General features: G+C 64.1%; 26 protein-coding genes. 17 read left to right on the forward strand and 9 right to left on the reverse strand.

The annotated features are described in order from the left end of the window. Positions 1-32: 32 nt before the first annotated feature. Positions 33-1,361: an urea ABC transporter substrate-binding protein gene (urtA, locus tag AB5K84_RS39770; RefSeq protein WP_028173500.1), complete on the reverse strand. Its 1,329-nt coding sequence runs from the start codon at positions 1,359-1,361 to the stop codon at positions 33-35. A 479-nt stretch (positions 1,362-1,840) separates the two neighbouring features. Here urtA and AB5K84_RS39775 point away from each other — a divergent pair, with 479 nt between their 5' ends. The 3 genes from AB5K84_RS39775 (at position 1,841) to AB5K84_RS39785 (ending at position 4,236) form a co-directional block, all read left to right on the forward strand. Further along, positions 1,841-3,433: a DEAD/DEAH box helicase gene (locus tag AB5K84_RS39775; RefSeq protein ID WP_011084264.1), complete on the forward strand. Its 1,593-nt coding sequence runs from the start codon at positions 1,841-1,843 to the stop codon at positions 3,431-3,433. Positions 3,434-3,456: 23 nt separating this feature from the next. Next, on the forward strand, positions 3,457-3,747 hold the full coding sequence (gene infA, locus AB5K84_RS39780; RefSeq protein WP_011084263.1) for a translation initiation factor IF-1: 291 nt from the start codon (positions 3,457-3,459) through the stop codon (positions 3,745-3,747). A gap of 276 nt (positions 3,748-4,023) precedes the next feature. Continuing rightward, the gene (locus AB5K84_RS39785; RefSeq protein WP_011084262.1) at positions 4,024-4,236 is read left to right on the forward strand and encodes a cold-shock protein; all 213 of its coding nucleotides are present in this window, start codon (positions 4,024-4,026) and stop codon (positions 4,234-4,236) included. 127 nt (positions 4,237-4,363) lie between these two features. Here AB5K84_RS39785 and AB5K84_RS39790 read toward each other — a convergent pair whose 3' ends face one another. Then, a complete protein-coding gene (locus tag AB5K84_RS39790) occupies positions 4,364-4,861 on the reverse strand; it encodes a pilus assembly protein N-terminal domain-containing protein (RefSeq protein ID WP_011084261.1) in 498 nt (165 codons plus the stop codon). Positions 4,862-5,015: 154 nt separating this feature from the next. Next, a complete protein-coding gene (locus AB5K84_RS39795) occupies positions 5,016-5,843 on the reverse strand; it encodes a sterol desaturase family protein (protein WP_011084260.1) in 828 nt (275 codons plus the stop codon). A gap of 265 nt (positions 5,844-6,108) precedes the next feature. On the opposite strand from AB5K84_RS39795, the gene AB5K84_RS39800 reads away from it, so the two are divergent. The 10 genes from AB5K84_RS39800 (at position 6,109) to AB5K84_RS39845 (ending at position 15,035) form a co-directional block, all read left to right on the forward strand. Next, positions 6,109-6,273 carry a Flp family type IVb pilin gene (locus AB5K84_RS39800; protein WP_011084259.1) on the forward strand — a complete coding sequence of 55 codons (165 nt, stop codon included), beginning with the start codon at positions 6,109-6,111 and terminating at the stop codon, positions 6,271-6,273. A 70-nt stretch (positions 6,274-6,343) separates the two neighbouring features. Further along, positions 6,344-6,490 (forward strand): hypothetical protein, encoded by a 147-nt coding sequence (locus AB5K84_RS39805; protein ID WP_165448137.1) that lies wholly within the window; start codon positions 6,344-6,346, stop codon positions 6,488-6,490. Between the two features lie 122 nt (positions 6,491-6,612). After that, positions 6,613-7,137 carry an A24 family peptidase gene (locus AB5K84_RS39810; protein ID WP_011084258.1) on the forward strand — a complete coding sequence of 175 codons (525 nt, stop codon included), beginning with the start codon at positions 6,613-6,615 and terminating at the stop codon, positions 7,135-7,137. Positions 7,138-7,264: 127 nt separating this feature from the next. Further along, positions 7,265-8,065: a Flp pilus assembly protein CpaB gene (gene cpaB, locus AB5K84_RS39815; RefSeq protein ID WP_038965364.1), complete on the forward strand. Its 801-nt coding sequence runs from the start codon at positions 7,265-7,267 to the stop codon at positions 8,063-8,065. A gap of 11 nt (positions 8,066-8,076) precedes the next feature. Then, complete coding sequence (locus AB5K84_RS39820; protein WP_028173504.1) at positions 8,077-9,552, forward strand: type II and III secretion system protein family protein; 1,476 nt, start codon at positions 8,077-8,079, stop codon at positions 9,550-9,552. Between the two features lie 20 nt (positions 9,553-9,572). Further along, positions 9,573-10,307 (forward strand): CpaD family pilus assembly protein, encoded by a 735-nt coding sequence (locus AB5K84_RS39825; protein WP_011084255.1) that lies wholly within the window; start codon positions 9,573-9,575, stop codon positions 10,305-10,307. Continuing rightward, complete coding sequence (locus AB5K84_RS39830; protein WP_011084254.1) at positions 10,304-11,572, forward strand: AAA family ATPase; 1,269 nt, start codon at positions 10,304-10,306, stop codon at positions 11,570-11,572. The genes AB5K84_RS39825 and AB5K84_RS39830 overlap by 4 nt, the downstream gene beginning before the upstream one ends. 21 nt (positions 11,573-11,593) lie before the next feature. Next, the gene (locus AB5K84_RS39835; protein ID WP_011084253.1) at positions 11,594-13,057 is read left to right on the forward strand and encodes a CpaF family protein; all 1,464 of its coding nucleotides are present in this window, start codon (positions 11,594-11,596) and stop codon (positions 13,055-13,057) included. 16 nt (positions 13,058-13,073) lie between these two features. Continuing rightward, entirely contained in the window at positions 13,074-14,051 is a 978-nt protein-coding gene (locus tag AB5K84_RS39840; RefSeq protein ID WP_028173506.1) for a type II secretion system F family protein, read from the forward strand. Positions 14,052-14,060: 9 nt separating this feature from the next. Then, positions 14,061-15,035, forward strand: coding sequence for a type II secretion system F family protein (locus tag AB5K84_RS39845; protein WP_011084251.1), 975 nt, complete (start codon positions 14,061-14,063; stop codon positions 15,033-15,035). A gap of 62 nt (positions 15,036-15,097) precedes the next feature. Here AB5K84_RS39845 and AB5K84_RS39850 read toward each other — a convergent pair whose 3' ends face one another. Continuing rightward, positions 15,098-15,913 carry a tetratricopeptide repeat protein gene (locus AB5K84_RS39850; RefSeq protein ID WP_011084250.1) on the reverse strand — a complete coding sequence of 272 codons (816 nt, stop codon included), beginning with the start codon at positions 15,911-15,913 and terminating at the stop codon, positions 15,098-15,100. 203 nt (positions 15,914-16,116) lie between these two features. Beyond that, a complete protein-coding gene (locus AB5K84_RS39855; protein WP_011084249.1) occupies positions 16,117-16,320 on the reverse strand; it encodes a hypothetical protein in 204 nt (67 codons plus the stop codon). Positions 16,321-16,524: 204 nt separating this feature from the next. Here AB5K84_RS39855 and AB5K84_RS39860 point away from each other — a divergent pair, with 204 nt between their 5' ends. Continuing rightward, the gene (locus tag AB5K84_RS39860; protein WP_011084248.1) at positions 16,525-17,898 is read left to right on the forward strand and encodes a leucyl aminopeptidase family protein; all 1,374 of its coding nucleotides are present in this window, start codon (positions 16,525-16,527) and stop codon (positions 17,896-17,898) included. Next, positions 17,891-18,745, forward strand: a complete 855-nt coding sequence (locus AB5K84_RS39865) for a C40 family peptidase (protein WP_011084247.1) — start codon at positions 17,891-17,893, stop codon at positions 18,743-18,745. The genes AB5K84_RS39860 and AB5K84_RS39865 overlap by 8 nt, the downstream gene beginning before the upstream one ends. 116 nt (positions 18,746-18,861) lie before the next feature. Here AB5K84_RS39865 and AB5K84_RS39870 read toward each other — a convergent pair whose 3' ends face one another. Continuing rightward, positions 18,862-19,113 carry a hypothetical protein gene (locus tag AB5K84_RS39870; RefSeq protein WP_162494041.1) on the reverse strand — a complete coding sequence of 84 codons (252 nt, stop codon included), beginning with the start codon at positions 19,111-19,113 and terminating at the stop codon, positions 18,862-18,864. 281 nt (positions 19,114-19,394) lie between these two features. Between AB5K84_RS39870 and AB5K84_RS39875 the strand changes: the two genes are divergently transcribed. Continuing rightward, on the forward strand, positions 19,395-19,676 hold the full coding sequence (locus AB5K84_RS39875; RefSeq protein WP_038965362.1) for a hypothetical protein: 282 nt from the start codon (positions 19,395-19,397) through the stop codon (positions 19,674-19,676). A gap of 37 nt (positions 19,677-19,713) precedes the next feature. Beyond that, positions 19,714-19,944: a hypothetical protein gene (locus AB5K84_RS39880; RefSeq protein ID WP_028173511.1), complete on the forward strand. Its 231-nt coding sequence runs from the start codon at positions 19,714-19,716 to the stop codon at positions 19,942-19,944. Positions 19,945-20,031: 87 nt separating this feature from the next. Here the strand turns inward: AB5K84_RS39880 and AB5K84_RS39885 are convergent, their stop codons facing one another. The 3 genes from AB5K84_RS39885 to AB5K84_RS39895 are packed head-to-tail and all read right to left on the reverse strand — an operon-like array spanning position 20,032 to position 23,961. After that, positions 20,032-21,669: an ABC transporter ATP-binding protein gene (locus AB5K84_RS39885; RefSeq protein WP_038965361.1), complete on the reverse strand. Its 1,638-nt coding sequence runs from the start codon at positions 21,667-21,669 to the stop codon at positions 20,032-20,034. 4 nt (positions 21,670-21,673) lie between these two features. After that, positions 21,674-22,852: an ABC transporter permease gene (locus tag AB5K84_RS39890; protein WP_028173513.1), complete on the reverse strand. Its 1,179-nt coding sequence runs from the start codon at positions 22,850-22,852 to the stop codon at positions 21,674-21,676. Continuing rightward, positions 22,852-23,961 carry a microcin C ABC transporter permease YejB gene (locus AB5K84_RS39895; RefSeq protein WP_011084243.1) on the reverse strand — a complete coding sequence of 370 codons (1,110 nt, stop codon included), beginning with the start codon at positions 23,959-23,961 and terminating at the stop codon, positions 22,852-22,854. The genes AB5K84_RS39890 and AB5K84_RS39895 overlap by 1 nt, the downstream gene beginning before the upstream one ends. Positions 23,962-23,963 lie beyond the last annotated feature (2 nt).

Consider the following 23,963-nt stretch of genomic DNA (forward strand, 5'->3'; position numbering starts at 1 on the left):
CGGTCGCGTGCATAGATACGGTCAGGCCCGGATCAGGAGCCCGAACCCAGGCACTTGTTGGTCTTGGTGTTGAAGTTGCCGCACTTCTTGCCGACCCAATCGCCGATCAGGTCCTTGGAGCCGTCGAGCTCCTTCGACCAGGCATCGCCCGCGACAAGACCCGGGGTCTTCCAGACCACGTCGAACTGGCCGTTGCCCTTGATCTCGCCGATGAACACCGGCTTGGTGATGTGGTGGTTCGGCAGCATCTTCGACACGCCGCCGGTCAGGTTCGGCGCCTCGATGCCGGGAAGCGCGTCGATCACCTTGTCCGGATCGGTCGACTTCACCTTCTCGACCGCCTTCACCCACATGTTGAAGCCGATCACGTGCGCTTCCATCGGGTCGTTGGTCACACGCTTCGGGTTCTTGGTGTAGGCCTGCCAGTCCTTGATGAACTTCTCGTTCGATCCGTCCTTGGTCTTGATCGACTCGAAGTAGTTCCAGGCGGCGAGATGGCCGACCAGCGGCTTGGTGTCGATGCCGGCGAGCTCTTCCTCACCCACCGAGAACGCGACCACCGGGATGTCCTTCGCCTTGATACCCTGGTTGCCGAGCTCCTTATAGAAGGGAACGTTGGCATCGCCGTTGATGGTCGAGACCACCGCGGTCTTCTTGCCGGCCGAGCCGAACTTCTTGATGTCGGCCACGATCGTCTGCCAGTCGGAGTGACCGAACGGCGTGTAGTTGATCATGATGTCTTCCTGGGCGACACCCTTCGACTTCAGATAGGCTTCCAGGATCTTGTTGGTGGTGCGCGGATAGACGTAGTCGGTGCCCGCGAGCACCCAGCGCTTCACCTTCTCGTCCTTCATCAAATAGTCGACGGCGGGGATCGCCTGCTGGTTCGGCGCAGCACCCGTGTAGAACACGTTGCGCTCGCTCTCCTCGCCCTCGTACTGCACGGGGTAGAACAGGATGTTGTTCAGCTCCTTGAAGACCGGGAGCACCGACTTGCGCGACACCGAGGTCCAGCAGCCGAACACGACCGAGACCTTGTCCTTGGTGATCAGCTCGCGCGCCTTCTCGGCGAACAGCGGCCAGTTCGAAGCAGGGTCGACGACGACGGCTTCGAGCTTCTTGCCGAGCACGCCGCCCTTCTTGTTCTGCTCGTCGATCAGGAAGAGGATGGTGTCCTTCAGCGTGGTTTCGCTGATGGCCATGGTGCCGGAGAGAGAGTGAAGCACACCGACCTTGATGGTGTCGTCCGCGGCCTTCGCGCCGGAAATGGAGGCCAGACCGAGCATCAGTCCGGCGGTCGCGGCGAGCACGCCGCGGCGGCTAAATGACGCCGCTATATCGTGAGTGGATTTGGTGCGCATTTGTGTATCATCTCCCTGACGCAGACGTGAAAACGCTGCGAAACGGCCCCACGGCCGCCTGCGATTAACGGAATCGCAAGAACCATGCCATGGGCTAGACACGCACCAAGGCATTGATTTTGCTTTATAATCTAGCAAAAATCGAAGTTTCGCCGGGAGCTAGTTGCTCAAGATTTGTGCAAAGAAATTGTATTCTAATGCGGCAGACAGTTCATTTATTGAGCAAAATGACGCCTCTGTCTAAATTTCCGGCATAACTATTTCTGCACTGCAATCGCCGTTTAGGGCCAGCCTGCCTTGAAAGCGCCCGCTCAATGTTCCATATGACGGTCGAGACCTCTTGCGAATCAAGGGGTCGTTGCGAGCCGCGTGTTCTTAAGCCCTCTACGGGCCTCTGGCTTGCCCCATATCTCCCAAGCCATCCGACACCCCAAACACGCAGGTGTCTTCTCGACACCCGTTTGCGCGCGCCGCGCTGAATGCGCCGGGCGCCCGCTTTTGACATGGAAAGAACCCATCTTTTGACTTCGTTTCAGGACTTCGGCCTCGCCGAACCGATCGCTCGTGCTCTCTCCGAAGAGAATTACGTCACCCCCACCCCCATCCAGGCCCAGACCATTCCCACGGCGTTGACCGGCCGCGACGTCGTCGGCATCGCCCAGACCGGCACCGGCAAGACCGCGTCCTTCGCACTGCCGATCCTGCATCGCCTGCTCGAGCACCGCATCAAGCCGCAGCCGAAGACGACCCGCGTCCTGGTTCTGTCGCCCACCCGCGAGCTGTCCGGCCAGATCCTCGACAGCTTCAACGCCTATGGCCGCCACATCCGCCTGTCCTCGACGCTCGCCATCGGCGGCGTGCCGATGGGCCGCCAGGTCCGCTCGCTGATGCAGGGCGTCGAAGTGCTGGTCGCCACCCCCGGCCGCCTGCTCGACCTCGTGCAGAGCAACGGGCTGAAGCTTGGCAGCGTCGAATTCCTCGTGCTCGACGAGGCCGACCGCATGCTCGACATGGGCTTCATCAACGACATCCGGAAGATCGTCGCCAAACTGCCGATCAAGCGGCAGACGCTGTTCTTCTCGGCCACCATGCCCAAGGACATTGCCGAGCTCGCCGACTCCATGCTGCGTGATCCGGCCCGTGTCGCGGTGACCCCGGTCTCCTCGACCGCCGAGCGCATCAACCAGCGTATCCTCCAGGTCGACTTCTCGGCCAAGCCCGCCTTCCTGACCAAGCTCCTGAAGGACGAGCCGATCAACCGCGCACTGGTCTTCACCCGTACCAAGCACGGCGCCGACAAGGTCGTGAAGACGCTCGAGAAGGCCGGCATTGCCGCCAGCGCCATCCACGGCAACAAGTCGCAGAACCATCGCGAGCGCACGCTCGCCCAGTTCCGCTCCGGCGACATCCGCACGCTGGTCGCCACCGACATCGCCGCCCGTGGCATCGATGTCGACGGCATCACCCACGTCATCAATTTCGACCTGCCCAACGTGCCCGAGACTTACGTCCACCGCATCGGCCGCACCGCGCGCGCCGGCGCTGAGGGCACCGCGATCTCGCTGGTCGCAGGCGGCGAGGAGCTCAGCTATCTCCGCGACATCGAGCGGCTGATCAAGGTGGCGCTGCCGCGCGAAGACCTCCGCACCGATGCCGGCCGCCGCGATGCGGGTCCGCCCCCGTCGCAGCAACGACAGGGCCGGCCGGGCCGCCCGGGCCAGCGTCCGCAAGGCGCAAGGCATGGTGAGCGCCACGGTGACGGACGGCGTACCGACGAAAGGCACGGCGACGGACGCCACCACAGCGCCGGCAAGCAGGGTGATGGACGGCCCGGTGAAGGCCGGCATGGCGACGCGCGCCACGTCGACGGAAGGCCCGGCAGCGGCCCGAAGGCCTCAAAGGGGTCTCGTCGCCGCCGCTCCGGCGGCAAGATGCACTCTTCGCAAACCGACCGCCCTGAACAGCGTTCCGCGCATAGCGCTGGGACGCCTGATGGGATACAAGGCGTTGCCTTTTTGCGCCGGGACAGTCGGCCGATGGGCCAACCAACTCGCAAACCCTATTCGCACTAGCCGTCCACGACCTGGAGACATTCATGGCTAAGGAAGAGCTGATCCAGTTCGAAGGACTGGTCACCGAAATCCTCCCCGACGCCCGCTACCGCGTGCAGCTCGACGCCGGGCACGAGATCGTTGCCTACACCGCCGGCAAGATGAAGAAGAACCGCATCAAGACGCTCGCGGGCGATCGCGTGACGGTGGAGATGTCGCCCTACGATCTCGAGAAGGGCCGGCTGATTTTCCGCCACAAGGACGAACGTCCCGCAACATCCGGCGGACCGCCGCGGGGTGGCGCGCAGCGCGGTGGCCAGTTCCGCCGCCGCTAGGCGGCGAACGACGATTCCGCGCGCAAGCGCGGAATCGAAATGCTGACCTGTATGCTGATCTGCCGCGCACATCGCGGCGGATCAAAAAATCGTGCGCGTCAGGATTGTTTTGAAGCCTCATTTCCAATAAAATGAATTAATCGATTTTCGGCCGGACGACATTGGCATCCACCGGTACAGCCGGTTCAGACACGCTGACGACCCTTCCAGAAATTCGATCTAACCTGCCCGCGCGAGCGGGCTCTTACATTGTGTATCTGAGAAGGAACTACCCCCGTGAGCATGGGAACCGTGAAGTGGTTTAACGCGACCAAGGGCTTTGGCTTCATCCAGCCCGACGACGGCGGCAAGGACGTGTTCGTGCACATCAGCGCCGTCGAGCGCGCCGGCCTCGGCACGCTGCGCGAAGGCCAGAAGATCTCCTACGAGATCGTTGCCGATCGCCGGTCCGGCAAGTCGGCCGCCGACAATCTTCGCTCCGCCGGCTGAGCCGACGGAGCTTCGGCTCGCGCGAACGAGCCAACGCAATAGAAAAAGGCCGTGCGTGACGCACGGCCTTTTTTTTCATGTTCGAAGAACGGGGCGGTCCTACCAGTTGGCCTGCTGGTTGGTCTTGCTAGTTGGTCTTGGCGCCCGCGCCGGCGTTGCCGCTGGCATTGCTGCTCAGCGAACCGGCCTGGCTCATCGTGGTGTTGAAGAAGTTGTCGCTGTCGCCCAGCGTCACGCGACGCTGGCAAATCGGCATGCAGCTATAGGACTCACGCTCGACCCCGCGGTAGACGGTGACGAGCCGGTCGCTCGGACCTTCGACCTGGATCTGGCGGTCGACCAGGATCTCGCCGCCCCTGTCGAGCGCGATGAAGTTGGTGGCGCCGTAGCCCTTCCCGGTCACGACGATCATGCCACCGGGCTGCAGCGTGACGTCGGCGATCAGGGGATTGCCGACCACGATGGTCGCCACCTTGCCGGGCAGCCGGACCAGCTTGGCCTGGTCGACATTGACGGCGATGGTATCGGCGGTGGATTCGGCAAGACCGGCAGCCGGCGATGCCAGCACCGCGGCCGCAACCAGAAGACACACGCGCGCATGGCGGCGCAGCAGTTCTTTACGCATACTCTTACCCCCGGGACGTCACAAACTGGCAGAAGCGATTGATACAGCGGAGCCGGCGCCCGACCGCGCTAACCTGCCCTCAATTCGTGAACGTTCCGCAAATTCGCCGACTATTGTTTGAGCGGACTGGCGTTTTAAGGTCCTCGCGGTCGTGCTAGCGGCGGAACGGATAAGCGAGCTGGCCCGCGATCTCCCTGGGCATGGTCGCTTCGTCCTTGCCGTAATCCTGCGGCAGTTGCCCCTCCGGCATGCGGAAGGTGCCGAACAGCACGTCCCAGAGCGGGAAGGTCCCGGCGAAATTGGTGTCGCCGCCCTCCTCGAGCGAGGTGTGGTGCCAGCGGTGGAATACCGGCGTCGCCAGCACGTATTTGAACGGTCCGAAGGTCCAGTTCAGATTGGCGTGCACGAAGGCCGAGTGGAAGGTCGTGAACGGGGCAAGCCAGATCATGACATTCGGGGAAATGCCGGCCATCAGCAGCACGACGTCGACCCCGATCGAGCCGAGCACGAGATTGACGGGATGGAAGCGGGCCGCCGAAATCCAGCTGATCTCCTCCGAGGAGTGATGGATCGCGTGATACTTCCAGAACTCGCCGCCGTGGAACAACCGGTGCAGCCAGTACAGCATGAAATCCGACAGGACCAGGAAGAGGACAGCCTGGGCCCAGAGCGGCAATAGCGCCAGCGGGCCGTGGCCATTGTCGTAGAAGGCGATGAGACCGTCGGCATCGTGGATGTTGAAGAGGAGACTCGCGCCGACGATCAAGAGCCCGATCCGCATAGTGCGGGCGAACACCGGAACGAAGAACCAATAGCAGATGTCGGTGACGATCTCCCGCTTGCGCCACCAGGGCGTGCCGGGATTGCAGGCCCAGAAATGCTCGAGCACGGTGAAGACCGCCGCGAGCGCGAGAGTGATGGGGACCACCTTCGCGATGGTCTCGCCGAGCATCAGGGCGACTTGCATGGGCAGGCTCGACATCGTCGCCTCTCTTCCGGATTGCTGGTCCTCCTACGCCTACTCCGCGAAATTTAAGGGAGGGTGAAGCCGGCGACGCACTTGCGGTACGTTAGAACCGCAGCGAATTCCAGCGGGCCTTAAGGCGAAATTCACTCTGGGCAAAAGCATCGCGCAGGGATCGGGTTTGCACGATCGAATTAACTCTACCGAAAGAGCTCGGCTTTCATGCTCATAGCGTCAAAGACAGCGCCGAACGAGGCGATCCAACCCCAGATGGAGTTTGTTCATGAAGAACCTGATTGCGCGTTTCGCCAAGGATGAATCCGGCGCCACCGCCATCGAATACGGCCTGATCGCCGCCGGCATCGCGCTGGCCATCATCACCGTCGTCAACAACCTCGGCAGCACGCTGAACACCAAGTTCACCTCGATCAGCACCTCGCTGAAGTAAGCGACCGACAGGCGACGGCAAAAGCCCCGGACATCCGGGGCCTTTGTTTTTCTGAGTACCGCGAGTTCCAGTGGCGTTACGCAAGTACAGAACCGATGCCGCGGTTGCGGCGAGCGAGGCGGAGGCGGCGCAGACCGGCTCGCCGGCCTACTGGGTCTGCCTTGCACTGCTGCTTGCGACGCTCGCACTCGCCGCGCGCATTGCCAGCCTCTGGTGAGCACGCCTCGCGCGATCCGCCCTGTCAAGGCCACAGCCGCCGTTGTCGGTTTGTTTAGCTCTGCCGGGTAGCATCGGGCGACGCCAGATATCGCGACGAACCCAGGCCTCAAGACGCAGCCCATGATCCTCGACCTTGCGCGCCTTCTGCTCTTCCCGGCCCTGATGGCGTTCGCCGCCGCGAGCGATCTCTTCACGATGACGATCTCGAACCGCGTCTCGCTGGCGCTGGTCGCAGGCTTCTTCGCGCTCGCCCTCTCCGGTGGCATGGCACCTTACGAGATGCTGGGCCATGTCGGCGCCGGCGCGCTTGTCCTGGTCGTCGCCTTCACCTGTTTTGCGATGGGCTGGGTCGGCGGCGGCGACGCCAAGGTCGCGGCCTCCGTCGCGCTCTGGTTCGGCTTCGCGCAATTGATGAACTTCCTGCTCTACGCCTCGCTGTTCGGCGGAGCGCTGACGCTGCTCCTGCTCCAGTTCCGGCAATGGCCGCTGCCCTACGGCCTCGCGGGCCAGGCCTGGCTTGCGCGACTGCACGCCAAGGAGAGCGGCATTCCCTATGGCATCGCGCTCGCACTGAGCGCGCTGATGGTCTACCCGGAAACCGAGTGGGTGAAGGCGATCGACCTCGCTCATCTCGCACTGCGTTGAACGCTCCGGGTAAACCAGGCGTTAAGGCGATTTAGATACGCCTCATTAACCATGCTTTGACGAATAGCTGGTCAACTGCCGATTACGGCGGCGGCTGCGTCGCGGCGTTTGTTGGAAAGTGAAGCGTATGAATAGGGCACGCATTGTCGTCCTGACGGTCGCCATCTGCGCCGGCGGTGTCGCCGCGTACCTGGCGAGCGGCTCGGACAATTCTGCGCCGCCTCCGGCGGCTCCGGTCGCGCAGCTTCCAACCGTCGACGTGCTGGTGGCCAAGAACGACATCGGCCTCGGCCAGACCGTGAAACCGGAAGACGTGCAATGGCAGACCTGGCCGGCCGCGACGGCCAGCGCCACCTTCATCCGCCGCAACGAGCGCCCCGAGGGCGTGACCCAGGTGACCGGTTCGATCGCGCGCGCCCCCTTCATCCAGGGTGAGCCGATCCGCGACCAGAAACTGGTCAAGGCCGAAGGCTCCGGCTTCATGGCGGCAATCCTGCCCACCGGCATGCGCGCGATCTCGACCGAGATCTCGCCGGAGACCGGCGCAGGCGGCTTCATCCTGCCCAACGATCGCGTCGACGTGCTTCTGACGCGCCGCCTCAAGAACCCGGACCCGAGCAACGGCGCCCCCGACATCGTCACGTCCGAGATCATCCTGGCCAACATCCGCGTCCTGGCCATCGACCAGGCGCCGAAGGAGAAGGACGGCCAGAATACGGTGGTCGGCAAGACCGTCACCCTCGAGCTCAATCCCACGCAGACGGCGACGCTTTCCGCCGCCCGCCAGAGCGGCACGCTGTCGCTGGCGCTGCGCAGCATCGTCGACGTCAAGATGAGCGAGATCACGCTCGATGATTCCGCACAGAGGCGCGATGGCGTTTCGATCATTCGCTACGGTATCCCAAGCTCGACGGCGAAGGCACGATGAGGTCAGTCGATATGAAATGCAGGGCAGATTTGGCGACGATGCGAACCTCAATGGTCCGCGCCCTGTCGTTTTCGGCCGCCCTCGCGCTGGTGCTCAACCCGGCACTGACCCCCGTGGTCGCCGCCGACTACCGCCCCGCAGCGCCGGTCGCGGCCGACGGCCAGATGAACGCGCGCTTCCTCTCGCTCGGCGTCGGCAAGTCCATCGTGATCGACCTTCCGCGCGACATCAAGGATGTGCTGGTCGCCGACCCCAAGATCGCCAATGCGGTGGTCCGCTCGTCGCAGCGCGCCTACATCATCGGCGCCGCGGTCGGGCAGACCAACATCGTGTTCTTCGATTCCGCCGGCCAGCAGATCGCGGCCTATGACATCGCGGTCAAGCGCGACCTCAACGGCGTGCGCGCCGCGCTGAAGCAGATCCTGCCCAATTCCGACATCCAGATCGACGGCCTCGGCGAAGGCATCGTGCTGACCGGCACGGCGGCGAATCCGATGGAGGCGCAGCAGGCCAACGATCTCGCCGCGCGCCTCGCCGGCGGCGCCGACAAGGTCGTGAACTCGATCGTGGTCCGCGGCCGCGACCAGGTCATGCTCAAGGTGACAGTCGCCGAAGTCGCGCGCAGCATCGTCAAGCAGCTCGGCATCGACCTCACCGCCAACCTCAACTACGGCACATCGGTGGTGACTTTCAGCAACTCCAACCCGTTCACCGCTCTTGGCAAAAATCTGGTGGACGGCAACAGTCTGACCACGAAGTTCGGCGCGACGCCGTCGGTGCAGGCCACCCTGCGCGCGATGGAGACCGCCGGCGTGATCCGGACGCTGGCCGAGCCGAACCTGACCGCGATCTCCGGCGAGTCGGCGACCTTCATCGCCGGCGGTGAATTCCCGGTACCGGCGGGCTATGCGTGCGACCCCACGACGCATGTCTGTACAACCCAGATCAGCTTCAAGAAGTTCGGCATCTCGCTCAACTTCACGCCCGTGGTGCTGACCGAGGGCAAGATCAGCCTGCGGGTGATGACCGAGGTCTCGGAACTGTCGAACGAGAATGCGATCACGCTGTCGCAGGCCGTGACCTCGACGTCGGTGAACTCGCTCACGGTGCCTTCGATCAAGACCCGCCGGGCGGAGACGTCGCTGGAGATTCCCTCCGGCGGCGCGATGGCGATGGCCGGCCTGATCCAGCAGCAGACCAAGCAGGCGGTCAGCGGGCTGCCGGGCCTGATGCAGCTTCCGATCCTCGGCACGCTGTTCCGCAGCCGCGACTTCGTCAACAACGCGACCGAGCTGGTCGTGATCGTGACGCCCTATATCGTTCGCGCAGTGGCGCAAAAGGACCTGTCGCGGCCGGATGACGGATTCTCCGCGCCTGCCGATCCGCAGGTCGAGCTGCTCGGCAACATCAACCGCATCTACGGCGTGCCTGGCCGGACCGAGCCGGGCCGGAACTACCGCGGCACCTACGGCTTCATCACCGACTAAGGCGGAACGGGGACTTCGTTATGACCACAAGACCACCCCAGATTCGCAGAGGCGCCATCGGCTTCGGTGGCGCGCTCGTCGGCATCGGGCTTGCGCTCGGCGGCTGCCAGCACGACGAAGCGGTCACCGCCTCCATTCCCGACAGCTACAAGCAGCGTCATCCGATCGCGATCGAGGAGCAGAACCGCTCGATCGTCGTCTTCGTCGGCCACGCCCGCGGCGGGTTGACCGCGGCCCAGCGCGCCGACGTGATGGGCCTGGCATCGGCCTGGCTGCATGAGGGCACCGGCGCCATCCATATCGACGCGCCGTCCGGCACGCCCAACGCGCGTCCGGTCGCGGAGTCGATGCGTGAGATCCAGGCGATGCTGGCGGCGGCGGGCGTTCCGCCGCGCGGCATCATCGCCCGCCCCTACCAGCCGGAAGACAAGCGCTTCCTGCCGCCGATCCGGCTGACCTATTCCAAGATCGCCGCAGTCGCGGGCCCCTGCGGCCTGTGGCCGGAGGACATCGGCCCCTCGATGAAGAACAAGGGCTGGTTCGAGAACAAGGAATACTACAATTACGGCTGCGCCTATCAGCGCAACCTCGCAGCCATGGTCGACAATCCCTCGGACCTCGAGCAGCCGCGGCCGGAGACACCCTCCTATACGACACGGCGCACCGCTGCGTTCGAGAAGTATCGCAAGGGAGTGCCGACGGCGGTCTCCTATCCTGAGGCCGACAGGGCCAAACTCAGCGACACCGGCAAATGATCAGCTACGCCAGGCAAACACACGAAGAGCAGCCGGAAGCAGCTCCGCCGCCGGCCGAAGAGCATATCGCGCCTGCGCCGCGCGTCTCGGTCCAGGCCTTCTGCGAGACCGTGGAAACTGCTGCCGCGGTACAGTCGGCCGGCGAGGATCGCCGTCTCGGCAAGGCCCACCTGAAGATCCAGATGGGCGGCATGGCGGCTGCGGTCGAAGCCTACCGCTCGGCGCCCACACCGAACGTGATCGTGCTCGAGAGCGACGGCCGCAACGACCTCCTGGGCGGGCTCGACCAGCTCGCCACCGTCTGCGACGCCGGCACCCGCGTGGTCGTGATCGGCCGCATCAACGACGTCATGCTCTATCGCGAGCTGGTGCGCCGCGGCGTCAGCGACTACGTGCTCGCGCCGGTTGGCGCTATCGACGTCGTGCGCTCGATCTGCAACCTGTTCTCCGCGCCGGAAGCCAAGGCGGTCGGCCGCATCATCGCCGTGGTCGGCGCCAAGGGCGGCGTCGGCGCGTCCACCATCTCCCATAACGTCGCCTGGGCGATCGCGCGCGACCTCGCGATGGACGCGGTCGTCGCCGATCTCGACCTCGCCTTCGGCACCGCCGGGCTCGACTACAACCAGGACCCGCCGCAAGGCATTGCGGACGCCGTGTTCTCGCCCGATCGCGTCGATACCGCCTTCATCGACCGCCTGCTGTCGAAATGCACCGACCACCTCAGCCTGCTGGCGGCGCCGGCGACGCTGGACCGGGTCTATGATTTCGGCACCGACGCCTTCGATTCCGTGTTCGACACGCTGCGCTCCACCATGCCCTGCATCGTGCTCGACATCCCGCACCAATGGTCGGGCTGGACCAAGCGCGCTCTGATCGGGGCGGACGACATCCTGATTGTAGCGGCGCCCGACCTCGCCAATTTGCGCAATACCAAGAACCTGTTCGACCTGCTGAAGGCCTCGCGCCCCAACGACCGGCCGCCGCTCTACTGCCTGAACCAGGTCGGAGTGCCGAAACGTCCCGAAATCGCCGCGACGGAGTTCGCCAAGGCGATCGAGAGCCAGCCGGTCGTCTCGATCCCGTTCGAGCCGCAGATCTTCGGCTCGGCGGCCAACAACGGCCAGATGATCGCGGAAATCTCCGCCAACCACAAATCGATCGAGATGTTCCTCCAGATCGCCCAGCGCCTGACCGGCCGCAGCGAAACGAAGAAACAAAAGTCGTCCCTGCTTTCACCCCTGATTGATAAGTTGCGGGGAAAATAAGCCGCCGCATGGAGTCGTTAAGTGTTTGGTAAGCGTAGCGGAACAGACACCGACCTTCGGGCCCCGAAGCCCGGCGCCGTGTCGCCAGAGCCTGCCCCGGCTCTGGCGCCGACGGTGTCGCGCGCGCCGCCCCCGCCGGCCGTCGCCTCGCCGCCGCTTGCCCCGGCGAGGCCTGCGCCGGCGATGGAAACCCGCCGCTCGGACAATTACTACGAGGTCAAGGCGACCATCTTCGGCGCGCTGATCGAGGCCATCGACCTCGCCCAGCTCGCCAAGCTCGATTCGGAATCGGCCCGCGAGGAAATCCGCGACATCGTCAACGAGATCATCGCGATCAAGAACATCGTGATGTCGATCGCCGAGCAGGAAGAGCTGCTCGACGACATCTGCAACGACGTGCTCGGCTACGGCCCGCTGGAGCCGCTGTTGTCGCGCGACGACATCGCCGACATCATGGTCAACGGCGCCAACACCGTCTACATCGAAGTCGGCGGCAAGATCCAGCGCACCGGTATCCGCTTCCGCGACAACCAGCAGCTCCTCAACATCTGCCAGCGCATCGTCAGCCAGGTCGGCCGGCGCGTCGACGAATCCTCGCCGATCTGCGACGCGCGCCTTGCCGATGGCTCCCGTGTCAACGCGATCGTGCCGCCGCTGTCGATCGACGGGCCCGCACTCACCATCCGCAAGTTCAAGAAGGACAAGCTGACGCTGGATCAGCTCGTCAAGTTCGGCGCAATCTCGCCGGAGGGCGCCGAGATCCTCCAGATCATCGGCCGCGTCCGCTGCAACGTGCTGATCTCCGGCGGTACCGGCTCGGGCAAGACCACGCTGCTCAACTGCCTCACCAACTACATCGAGCACGACGAGCGCATCATCACCTGCGAGGACGCGGCCGAGCTTCAGCTCCAGCAGCCCCACGTGGTGCGGCTCGAAACCCGCCCGCCCAACATCGAGGGCGAGGGCCAGATCACCATGCGCGAGCTGGTGCGCAACTGCCTGCGTATGCGCCCCGAACGCATCATCGTCGGCGAGGTCCGCGGACCCGAGGCGTTCGACCTGCTTCAGGCCATGAACACCGGCCATGACGGCTCGATGGGCACGCTGCACGCCAACAACCCGCGCGAGGCGCTGTCGCGCTGCGAATCCATGATCACGATGGGCGGCTTCTCGCTGCCGTCGCGGACCATCCGCGAGATGATCTGCGCCTCGATCGACGTCATCGTCCAGGCCGCGCGCCTGCGCGACGGCTCGCGCCGCATCACGCACATCACCGAGGTGATGGGCATGGAAGGCGACACCATCATCACCCAGGACATCTTCCTCTACGACATGATCGGCGAGGACGCCAACGGCAAGATCATCGGGCGGCACCGCTCGACCGGCATCGGCCGTCCGAAGTTCTGGGAACGCGCTCGCTATTACGGCGACGAGAAGCGCCTTGCCGCCGCACTCGATGCGGCGGAAGTGGCGCCAACGACGTGAGCAGGTCAGCGCCGCCATGAACATGCAGGTCCTCGCCCTCGCGTTCCTCGCCACCGCCGCTGTCGGCGGCATCGCCTGGGTCTTCCTCTATCCGTTGCTGTCCGGGGAGCGGAAGGCGGAAAACCGCCGTGCCTCGATCGCGCGCGCCGACGCGCCCGCGGCCAAGCAGACCGAAAAGAGCCAGCGCTCGCGCCGTGAGCAGGTCGAGACTTCGCTGAAGGATCTCGAGGCACGACGTCAGCAGGAGAAGAGCGTTCCGCTCAACATCCGCCTGTCGCAGGCGGGGCTGGACTGGACGCCGCAGAAATTCTGGATCGTGTCCGCCGTCGTGGCGGGCGTGCTGTTCGTAGCCGCCATGTTCGTCGGTGGCGGCCTGCTCGGCGGCGCCGGCCTCGCCTTCGCCGGCGGCTTCGGCTTGCCGCGCTGGGCACTCAGCTTCCTGAAGAAGCGCCGCGAAAGCAAATTCCTGGCCGCGCTGCCCGACGCCGTCGACGTGATCGTCCGCGGCATCAAGGCGGGCCTGCCGCTGTTCGAATCGATCAAGGTGGTCGCCGCCGATTCGCCCGAGCCGCTGCGCAGCGAGTTCCTGGCCATCATCGAGACGCAGGCGATCGGCATGCCGCTCGGCGAAGCCTGCTCGCGCCTCTACGATCGCATGCCGCTGCCGGAAGCCAATTTCTTCGGCATCGTCATCTCGATCCAGCAGAAGTCGGGCGGCAACCTCTCCGAAGCGCTGGGCAACCTCTCCAAGGTGCTGCGCGACCGCAAGAAGATGAGGGAAAAGATCCAGGCGATGTCGATGGAAGCCAAGGCTTCGGCCGCCATCATCGGCTCGCTGCCGCCGATCGTGATGTTTCTCGTCTATCTCACGACGCCGCACTACATCTCCCTGCTGTGGACCCATCCTACCGGCCAGCTCATGCTGGTCGGCTGCGTCGTCTGGATGTCGGTCGGCATCATGGTGATGAAGAAGATGATCAACTTCGATTTCTGACGGTGGCGTATGGTCGAATTTCTGGTTTCGAAACTGCATGACGTCCGTTTCATGACCATGCTGCTGGCGGCCATCGCCGCCAGCGCTACCGTCTATACGCTGGTGATGCCGCTGTTCGCCGGCGAAGGCCTCTCCAAGCGCATGAAGGCGGTGGCGAGCGAGCGCGAGCGGATCCGGCAGCGCGAGCGCGAGCGCCTCAACAAGAGCGAGAAGGTCTCGCTGCGCCAGACCCCGAAGCAGCTCGTCTCCAAGGTCGTCGAGGATTTCAACCTCACCAAATGGCTCGCGCAGGAAGCTGCCCGCGACAAGCTCATCATGGCCGGCTACCGCGGTCAGGCGCCCTACATCACCTTCCTGTTTGCGCGCATGGTCGCTCCGATCACCCTGTTCGTGGGCTCGGTCCTGTACGTGTTCCTGATCGCGCATATGGAGAAACCGGTGCCGGTCAAGATCGGCATCTGCATCGGCGCCGCCTATCTCGGGCTTCAGGCCCCGATGCTGTTCCTCAAGAACGCGATTTCCAAGCGCCAGCTTTCGATCAAGCGCGCCTTTCCCGACGCGCTCGACCTGCTGCTGATCTGCATCGAATCCGGCATGTCGGTCGAAATGGCATTCCGGAAAGTCGCCACCGAAATCGTCGGCCAGTCGATCGCGCTGTCGGAAGAGTTCACGCTGACCACCGCCGAGCTGTCCTATTTGCAGGACCGCAAGGTCGCCTATGAGAACCTGGCGCGGCGCACCGGGCTCGAGGGCGTCAAGTCGGTGTGTCTGGCGCTCCAGCAGGCGGAACGTTACGGCACTCCGCTCGGACATTCCCTGCGCGTCATGGCGCAGGAAAACCGCGACATGCGCATGACCGAGGCCGAGAAGAAGGCCGCTGCGCTGCCGCCGAAGCTGACGGTGCCGATGATCCTGTTCTTCCTGCCGGTGCTGTTCGTCGTCATTCTCGGGCCGACCGGCATCAAGATCTCCGAGATGCAGTGACGCAAGACTTGAGCCGCGTGCGGTTCGCGCGTGCGGCTTTAGGATGAGACGATCAGGTCGGATCAGTCGGGTCGGCTGAGCGCGGCGACGGGCGTCCGCTTCGGTGCGCCGCGCGGGGCGTCGCTGCGGCTCAGCATTTCCTTGAGATAGGCGACATTGGCCGCGGCCTGCTCCGGCGGCAGGTCCGCCTTCACGATGGTCTCGGCCTCGGCAAAGCGGCCCTGGAGACCGACGACCAGGCCGAGATTCTGCCGCACCCGCGCGCTCGCGCGCGGCGAGGCGTAGGCCTGCCGCAACGCCTCTTCTGCCTTGGGAAGGTCTCTCGACAGCATGTAGGACAGGCCGAGATTGGACAGCACGCCGGGATCGCCCGGCGCGATCTTCAGCGCGCTCGCATAATAGGAACGCGCCTCATCGTGACGGCCCATCTGATCGAGCGCCGTGCCCTGCACCGAGAGCAGACGCCAATCCGGATTGTCGGGTGAATGCGCTTTCGACAGCACGTCGAAGGCCTGCTGGAAATTGCCGTTGTCGGCGAGTGCACGGCCGTACAGGGCGAGCAGCGCCTTGTTGCCGGGATTGGCGATGGTCGCCTGCTCGAGGACGGCGGCGGCCTGGGCGCGCTGGCCGTTGGCGCGCAAGGCCTGGCCATAGCCGAGCGCGGCCTCGGCGTCCTTGGGATTGGCACGGTAACGCTCGCCATAGACTTCGACGGCGCCTGCGGGATCGCTGGGAGGGGAGGCCTCCGCGCGCGACCCGATCGATCCGGTGACGTCGGAGAGCTTTGACATTGCCGTGCAGCCGCCGAGGCTCATGGCCACCACCGCAACGAGCGAGGCAGATGCGAGAAGCCGGGCAGGACTGAACCGTTGACGCATGACGCTTTGACTCTCGAGCGGATGGATCGAGCCGAACGCGCCAGCAATAGACTGTTAACCCTAATGGCCGGTTAACGCCGGGATGCCCCTCACGACGGCGTCTGCGGCGGCACCTCTCCGCCGAGACCGAGGTCGAGGCCGAGCGCCTTCGCCTGCTCGTTCAGGTCTGGAGATCTGCCCGTCGCCGGTTTCGTTTCACCCGATCAATATTCGATGGCAAGCCGCTTGCGGATTTCGTCGACGCGCTTGTCGAGCGCATCGAAGCGCGCATGGACGGAGCGGTCGTGGAGATAGAAGACGTAGCCGCCGGCAAGGAACGCGAAGATCCAATGATGATGCTCGACATAGCTGAAAATCGCCTCGACGACCTGGCCGATGAAAGTGACCATACTCCACACGACGTCCATTGCATTTCCTCCCGGCAGGCTTCGCTTTCGGCCACCGGTGATCTCCTTGCACCTGGCGGCCGTTGCCGGAACCTAGCATGGCCCCCTTGCTGCGAGTAGCCGCTCGCTCAACGGTGACGGCAAAGCCGATTGCGGCCACCGCAAAACTCTGCGAAGTCTCCCTCATCCGCATAACCAGCTTGATCTGACGACCTGGACCCGCCAATGCCTTCTGTCTTCGAGACGTCGCCAACCGCCATCCCGATCACCTTCGTCACCAAGTCGAGCTGGGATCAGGTCGCCGAGACGCTGCCGCCGGCGCAACGCCAGTTCGCCACGGCGAACGCCTTCGCCGCCAAGCCGGGCGGCTATCTCGCCCTGCCCGCCCCCGGCGGTACGATCGCGCAAGTGCTGTTCGGCCTCGAGGACGAGGGCGCAAGATCCCGCGACCTGTTCCGGCCGGGCGCCCTGCCCGGCCTGTTGCCGCCGGGCACCTATCGCTTTGCGAATGCACCGCACGATGCACGGCTCGCCGCACTCGCCTTCGCGCTCGGCTGCTACCGCTTCGCTCGCTACCGCAAGGCTGATGGCCCCGATGTCCGCCTGGTGCCGCCTGACGGCGTCGACGCCGTCGAGATCAGCCGCATGGCCGATGCCGCGATGCTGGCGCGCGACCTCATCAACACGCCGTCCAACGACATGGGGCCGGAGGAGCTCGCCGCAGCCGCCCAAGAGCTCGCCAGCGAATTCGGCGCGAGCTTTGCCTGCACCATCGGCGAGGATCTGAGGACGGATTTTCCCCTGATCCACGCCGTCGGCATGGCCTCGGACCGCGCGCCGCGACTGATCGACATCGGCTGGGGCGATCCCGCCCATCCCAAGGTGACGCTGGTCGGCAAGGGCGTGTGCTTCGACACCGGCGGGCTCGACCTGAAGCCGTCGAGCGGCATGCTGATCATGAAGAAGGACATGGGCGGCGCCGCCAACGTTCTGGCGCTCGCGCGCATGGTGATGGACGCGAAGCTGAAGGTCCGGCTGCGCGTGCTGATTCCGGCGGTCGAGAATGCGGTCGCCGGCAATGCCTTCCGCCCGCTCGACATTTTTACATCGCGCAAGGGGATCACGGTCGAGATCGGCAACACGGACGCCGAAGGGCGGCTCGTGCTCGCCGATGCCCTGGCGCTCGCCGACGAGGAGAAGCCCGACCTGCTGATCGATCTCGGCACACTGACGGGAGCTGCACGCGTCGCGCTGGGGCCGGATTTACCGCCCTTTTACACCAATGATGAGACGCTTGCCGCCGACGTCGCGCGCTGCGCCGTCAAGGAGAACGATCCGTTGTGGCGCATGCCGCTGTGGCCGGCCTACGATGCGTGGCTGGACTCCAAGACCGCCACCATCACCAACGCACCGTCCGGCGGCTTTGCCGGGTCGATCACCTGCGCGCTGTTCCTGCAACGCTTCGTCGAGCAGGCCAAGAGCTGGCTGCATGTCGACATCTATGGCTGGACGCCGTCGGCGAAGCCGGCGCGCCCCGAAGGCGGCGAGTGCCAGGCCGCGCGCGCCATCTACACATTGCTGAGCGAGCGCTATGCATGATCCAGGACACGATCCAAGGCTGACACCGGCGCGGGCCGACCTCGCCGCCAAATATCTCGAAGGCAAGGTGCAGGCGGAGCGTTTCGTCACCGGCGAGGAATTCGAGGTGACGGACGCGATTGCAGCGGTGCGCGAACAGCCGTCCTCGGACGCGATGCTGATGACGGAGGCGCTGCGCGGCGAGCGCGTCACGGTCTACGATCGCAATGGCGAGGGCTGGGCCTGGGGCCAGCTGGGAAGTGACGGCTATGTCGGCTGGCTTCCCGATGCGGCGCTCATGAAGCCGACGGCCGCCCCGACGCACAAGGTCAGCGCGCTGCGGACGTTTGCGTTCCCGGGCCCCTCGATCAAGCTGCCGCCAGCCGGCACGCTCGTGATGGGATCGAAGATTGCGGTGGCGCGCGAGGACGGCAGCTTCGCGGTGACGCGCGACGGAGCTTATCTGCCGAAGGCGCATCTCGGCCCGCTCGATCATCGCGAGCCGGACTTCGTTGCGGTGGCCGAACGCTTCGTCGGCACGCCCTACCTCTGGGGCGGCAAGAGCAGCCTCGGCATCGATTGCTCGGGTCTCGTGCAGGTCTCGCTGACGGCGGCCGGCACCGGCTGCCCGCGCGACAGCGACATGCAGCAGGCCGGCCTTGGACGAGCCCTGGAGCCTCACGGGCAGAGCAAGCTGCAACGCGGCGACCTAATCTTCTGGAAGGGCCACGTCGCCATCGTCCGCGACGCCGGCACCATGGTTCACGCCAACGCGCATCATATGGCGACGGTGATCGAGCCGATCGAGCCGGCCATTGCACGGATCAAGCAGGCCGGCAGCGAGGTCGTGGCGATCAAGCGGCTCTAGGGCGTGTGCTCATAATTCACCGCTAATTTGCCGCGTCCGCTTTACTCTCCGAAGGCGACGTTGAAACCGGTATGGCCGAATGTCGGTCTTGGAAGCGGATCCGCATCTGATGGATGTCAGACGTCGCTATGTTGCTTGGGCACATTACCGGCGCTGGCCTTCGGCTTGGAAATCGGAGGGATGCAGCTGCCGAAGCGTGGATCGAGCGGATCGTAACGCGACTTTGTTCGCACGACGATATACAGCGCCGCCAGCGCGAAGGAACCGAGCAGCAGCAGCATCCAAACAGGTGGCCGACTTGCGATCAAAAGCACCGTTGCTCCAACCAGTAGCAAGACAACAGTGCCAGAAGACAGCTTTGAAGCCATCACCGCCTCCGCGGCTCGACGGCCAGATATTACCGTGGATATCGACATATTTGAGCGAAGCGGGCTGCGACACTCCAGCGCAGAGAGAACCGGAAGTCTCGTACGTTCCCCAGGCTCATTTTCCAGGGAATACACGCACGATCATTCGGGCAACCGTCACTCGAAAGGCAACCCGCCCCGGCTGATAGGCATCTCGCGGCGCAACTACGGAACAACGTTACAATTGGGAGAATTGCGGAACGAAACATGTCGTCAGTCTTTCTGCCTTTGGGAGGTGCCCCATGAGTTCTCAGGCCAGAGAAGGCGCGTGTGCGTTCGCTTGGCGGAACTACCTGCTGCTCCACAGCGGCATCAGCGAGAATGATAACAGGCGTTCCGCCCTCTATCGCTACATCGCCAGTCTTCGCGATACCGGCGAAGATGATTTCGATCTCCTGCAAATCGCCGCAGTCGCCTACTTGAAAAAACTGGATGAATTGCATGACGACCAATGTGCGCGACTCGCGGCAGATCAAGTTTTGGCCGAGTGTTTGAAAGCACGCAATTCACAACCCGAGAGGTGACTTTAGGCCATAACACCAGCGCGAAGGAGCGAACAGCATGGCAGACAAGACCGTTACTGCAAACCATCTCGCGGGCGACCCACAACGGCGCATCGCCGCAGCGACAGCAATCGGCATGAATGCCTTGATGCCGATGATCCACTTTCAGGTCTCAATGCTGAGGATGTGGGCCGATAGTATTGAGAAGCTCGCGGGCAATTACGAAAAGAAGTTGGAAGAAACAGCGACCACGGTCGAGGAACAATTAGACAAGGAACGCGCCGCGTAGATCAACGCGACAGGTAGGTGCGGTCCGCTTCGGCCACCAGCAGAAGCGTCCCTGGGGCTCGCGCTGTCGCGCGACCGGAATGCCGGGCTACGTCGCCACCGATCCATTCCCGGCCGTCTCCAGCCGGAAGGCTGCCGCGAACAGCGCGCGCGTGTAATCGCTCTTCGGGTTCTTGAACAGCTCGGCCGCCTGCCCCTCCTCGACCACCTTGCCGCCGCGCATCACGATCAGATGGCTGGCGAGCGAGGCGACGACGCGCAAATCGTGCGAGATGAACATGTAGGTGAGATCGCGCTTGCGCTGCAGCTCGCGCAACAGATCGACCATCTGCGCCTGGAACAGCATGTCGAGCGCGCTGGTCGGCTCGTCCAGCACGACGAAATCCGGCTCCAGCACCACCGCGCGCGCGATCGAGATGCGCTGGCGCTGGCCACCGGAAAACTCATGCGGATAGCGGTAGCGGGTGTCTGGTTTCAGTCCGACATCCTCGAGCGCCTTGACGACGCGCACCTCACGCTCCTCGCCCGACAGTTTCGGCTGATGCACGGTGAGGCCTTCGGCGATGATGTCGGCGACCGACATGCGCGGGCTGAGCGAGCCGAACGGATCCTGGAACACGATCTGCATGTCGCGCCGGAAGGGCCGCATCTCCTTGAAGCGCAGGCCCTGGATGTCTCTCCCCAGGAACACGATGCGCCCGTTCGAGGAGATCAGCCGCAGCAGCGCCAGCCCCAGCGTGGTCTTGCCTGAGCCGGATTCGCCGACGACGCCGAGCGTCTCGCCCTTGCGCACGGCGAGGCTGACGCCGTCGACCGCCTTGATGTGGCCGACCGTCTTGCGCATCAAGCCGCGCTTGATCGGAAACCACACTTTCAGATCGTCGGCCGACATCACCACCGGCGCATTCGGCTGCGGCGGCGCGGGATCCGGCTTCGGCTCGGCCGCGAGCAGGTCGCGCGTATAGGGATGCTTCGGCGTCTTGAACACCTGCTCGACCGGCCCCTGCTCGACGATCTCGCCGCTCTTCATGACGCAAACGTGGTCGGCGATGCGGCGCACGATGCCGAGATCATGGGTGATGAAGAGCAGGCTCATGCCGAGCCGCGCGCGGATCTCGGCGAGCAGCGCCAGGATCTGCGCCTGCACGGTGACGTCGAGCGCCGTGGTCGGCTCGTCGGCGATCAGCAGATCGGGCTCGTTGGCGAGCGCCATCGCGATCATCACGCGCTGGCGCTGGCCTCCTGAGAGCTGGTGCGGATAGCTGTTGAGCCGCGTCTCCGGATCGGGGATGCCGACCTGGGTCAGCAGCTCCAGCGTCCGCTTGCGCGCCAGCGCGTTGCTGGTGGGATTGTGCAGCTGGATGATCTCGCCGATCTGCGCCTCGATCGTGTGCAGCGGATTGAGCGAGGTCATCGGCTCCTGGAAGATGATGGAGATGTCGCTGCCGCGGACCTCCCGCATCTGCTGCTCGGACTGGTCGATCAGCTCCTGTCCCTTGAAGCGGATGCTTCCCGAGGGATGCGAGGCGTTCGGATAGGGCAGCAGCTTCAGGATCGAGAGCGCGCTCACGGACTTGCCGGAGCCGGATTCGCCGACCAGCGCCAGGCATTCGCCGCGCTTGATCTGGAACGAGACCTTGTCGACCGCGAGTGTCGTGGCGCCACCCTGGTGGAAGGCCACCGAAAGGTCGCGCACGGCAAGCAGGGGCTGGTTGATCGCGTCCATTGGCTTACCTGAACGTCTTGCGCGGATCGAAGGCGTCGCGCACGGCTTCGCCGATGAAGATCAGGAGCGACAGCATGATCGCGACCGAGAAGAAGCCGGAGAAACCGAGCCACGGCGCCTGCACGTTGGACTTGGCCTGTGACAGCAGCTCGCCGAGCGAGGGTGAGCCCGGCGGCAGGCCGAAGCCAAGGAAGTCGAGTGCCGTCAGCGTCATCACCGACGAGGAAACGATGAACGGCAGGAACGTCATGGTCGCGACCATCGCGTTCGGCAGCAGGTGACGGAACATGATGACCGGGTTGGAGACGCCGAGCGCGCGGGCGGCCTGGATGTATTCGAAGTTGCGCCCGCGCAGGAACTCGGCCCGCACGAGACCGACCAGCGAGACCCAGGAGAACAGCAGGAGAATGCCGAGCAGCACGAAGAAGCCGGGCACGAGGACCGAGGACAGGATCAAGAGAAGATAGAGCGACGGAATTGCCGTCCATATCTCGATGAAGCGCTGGAAGATGAGATCGACCCGGCCGCCGAAATAACCCTGTACCGCTCCCGCCGCGATGCCGATGACGGATGAGATGATCGTGAGGCAAAGGCCGAACAGCACCGAGATGCGGAAGCCATAGATCAGCCGCGCCACCACGTCGCGCCCCTGGTCGTCCGTACCTAACCAGTTGTATTCGAGGTCGCGGCAGCTCTTCAGCCCCTTCTTCTCGACCACCGGCTTGCATTGCGCTTCGGTGAGCATCCAGGTCGGCGGCGACGGCGCCGGCGTCGGCAAGTCGAGATTGTGAGTGTCGTAGGAATAGCGGATCAGGGGCCAGACGATGGCGCCGCCCTTGTCCTTGATGAGCTTCTGCAAGTAGGGGTCGCGGTAGTCGGCAGCCGTCTCGAAATCGCCGCCGAAGGTGGTTTCCGAATAAGTCACGAAGGCGGGCCAATAGAGACGGCCGTCGAATTTGACCAGGAAAGGTCGATCGTTGGCGATCAGCTCGGCGAACAGCGAGATCACGAAGAGGGCGATGAATATCCAGAACGACCAATAGCCGCGGCGGTTGGCCTTGAAGTTCTGCCATCGCCGCCTATTCAGCGGCGAAGGCGCGAACGGCTTTCGCGTGATCGGAACGATCTCACCCAGCGGAGACTGGGTCGTGGTCTCGATCGGCGTCGGCGCGATAACCGTCATCAGACCTCCCGCGCCTCGAAATCGATCCGGGGGTCGATCCACATATAGGTCAGGTCGGAGATCAGGTTGATCACGAGGCCGACCAACGAAAAGATGTAGAGCGTGCCGAACACCACGGGATAGTCGCGGTTGAGCACGCTCTCGAAGCTCAGCAGCCCGAGCCCGTCCAGCGAGAAGATGGTCTCGATCAGAAGCGAGCCTGAGAAGAAGGCGTGGATGAAGGTCCCGGGGAATCCGGCGATCACGATCAGCATCGCATTGCGGAAGACGTGGCCGTAAAGCACCCGGCCCTCGCTGCAGCCCTTGGCGCGCGCGGTCATGACGTATTGCTTGCGAATCTCATCCAAAAACGAATTCTTGGTCAGGAACGTCATGGTGGTGAACGCGCCGAGCCCCATGGCGATCAGCGGCAGCGTCAGGTGCCAGAAATAATCGAGGATCTTCCAGTACCAGGGAAACTGCGACCAGCCGTCCGAAGTCAGTCCGCGCAGCGGGAACCAGTTAAAGAAGGAGCCGCCGGCAAACAGGATGATGAGGAGGATTGCGAACAGAAAGCCGGGAATGGCATAGCCCAGCACGAGAATGGTCGACGTCCAGGTGTCAAAACGCGTGCCGTCCTTCACCGCCTTGCGGATGCCGAGCGGAATCGAGATCAGATAGGTGATCAGCGTCAACCAGATGCCGAGCGAAATCGAGACCGGCAGCTTCTCCTTGATCAGCTGAATCACGCTGACGTCGCGAAAATAGCTCTTGCCGAAATCGAAGCGGGCGAAATTCCACACCATCAGCGCGAAGCGTTCCGGTGCCGGCTTGTCGAAGCCGAATTGCGCCTCCAGCTTCTTGATGAAATCAGGATCGAGCCCCTGCGCGCCGCGATATTTCGAGTTGATGGAATCGCCGCCCGCGCCGACTTGCCCGGGCGCACGCTGCGCAAAGTCGCTACCGCCCGAAATGCGCGAGGTGCCGCCGGTATCGGCGCCGGAGAGCTGCGCAATCACGCGCTCGACAGGACCGCCAGGCGCGAACTGCACGACGACGAAGGAGACGAAGAGGATCCCGAGCAATGTCGGGATCATCAGGAGGATGCGGCGGGCGATATACGCGCTCATGA

Source organism: Bradyrhizobium sp. 1200_D9_N1_1 (genome assembly GCF_052075915.1).
GTDB classification, from domain to species: domain Bacteria; phylum Pseudomonadota; class Alphaproteobacteria; order Rhizobiales; family Xanthobacteraceae; genus Bradyrhizobium; species Bradyrhizobium diazoefficiens.